At 34.4% G+C, this 1,774-nt stretch carries 1 protein-coding gene; it reads left to right on the forward strand.

Annotated features, from left to right (window positions below; genetic code table 11):
- Nucleotides 1-1,774, forward strand: a 1,774-nt coding sequence (locus ABJD66_RS09215) for a DEAD/DEAH box helicase (RefSeq protein ID WP_348130706.1), incomplete at both ends; no start/stop codon positions are given.

Genomic DNA, 1,774 nt, shown 5'->3' on the forward strand with positions numbered 1-1,774 from the left:
GATTCTAATCAGTTAAAAAAAGAGTTTGATGCATTTAATGTTATAAGCATTCATCAAACAGCAACAAATGCAGATAAATCTATTGTTTTTCATTCTAAACCACAGCCGTCTTTTAATAAAAAGTTCGACTTGCTTATTGAAAACCTAGATCAAAATCACGCTAATAACTATACCAATTATATTTTTTGTGCCACAGAGCAACAAGCAAAACGTTTTCATGATATTTTTGATGAAGTAGAACAAGATGTACACTATAAAACAGTTGTATTACCTCTTTTTCAGGGTTTTATTTTAGATGATATAAAAGTTGCCTGTTATACAGATCATCAAGTTTTTGAACGTTACCATAAATTCAACCTTAAAAATGGATACGCTAAAAAGCAAGCTATAACACTTAAGGAACTTACCAAATTAGATATTGGAGATTATGTAACACATATAGATCATGGTGTTGGTAAATTTGGTGGTTTACAAAAAATAGATGTAGAAGGTAAAAAACAAGAGGCTATAAAATTAATGTATAGTGAGCGAGATGTGTTGTACGTAAGCATACACTCACTACACAAAATATCTAAATTTGCGGGCAAAGACGGTAAGCCTCCTAAAATTTTTAAACTAGGTTCTGGTGCTTGGAAAAAACTGAAGCAAAAAACCAAAACTAGAGTTAAACAAATTGCGTTTGACCTTATTAAAGTATACGCCAACCGTAGACTTAAAAAAGGATTTAAATACGCTCCAGACAGTTATTTACAGCACGAGTTAGAGGCGTCTTTTATTTATGAAGATACGCCAGACCAAAGTAAGGCCACCGAAGATCTAAAAAAAGATATGGAGAGTGATAGGCCAATGGATCGCCTTATTTGTGGTGATGTTGGCTTTGGTAAAACAGAGGTTGCTATACGTGCCGCTTTTAAAGCTGTGGATAATGGCAAACAAGTAGCTGTTTTAGTACCAACAACTATATTGGCTTTTCAGCACCATAAAACATTTGCAGAGCGTTTAAAAGATATGCCTGTAACGGTAGACTATGTAAACCGTTTTAGAACTGCAAAAGAGAAAAAAGAAACACTACAACGCCTAGCAGAAGGTAAAGTAGATATTATTATTGGCACACACCAATTAGTTAATAAAAACGTAGTTTTTAAAGACCTAGGCTTGCTAATTGTAGATGAGGAGCAAAAATTTGGAGTTGCTGTAAAAGATAAATTAAAGTCTATTAAAGAAAATGTAGATGTACTTACATTAACTGCTACGCCAATACCAAGAACGTTGCAATTTAGTTTAATGGCTGCCAGAGATTTATCTACAATAAATACAGCACCACCAAATAGATACCCAATAGACAGCCACGTTGTACGCTTTACAGAAGACACTATTAGAGATGCAGTTTCTTACGAGATACAAAGAGGCGGACAAGTGTTTTTTATACACAACCGCATAGAAAATATTAAAGAAGTTGCTGGTATGTTACAGCGTTTGGTTCCTGATGCTAAAATTGGCATTGGTCACGGACAAATGGACGGTAAAAAGCTAGAGACTTTAATGCTTGCTTTTATGAATGGCGAGTTTGATGTTTTAGTGTCTACAACTATTATAGAAAGTGGTTTAGATGTTCCTAACGCCAATACTATTTTTATAAACAACGCCAATAATTTTGGTTTAAGTGATTTGCACCAAATGCGTGGTCGTGTTGGGCGTAGCAACAAAAAAGCTTTCTGTTACTTTATTACACCACCTTATGACTCTATGAGTAACGATGCTCGTAAACGTATAC

This window comes from Cellulophaga sp. (assembly GCF_039943695.1).
Lineage (GTDB): Bacteria > Bacteroidota > Bacteroidia > Flavobacteriales > Flavobacteriaceae > Cellulophaga.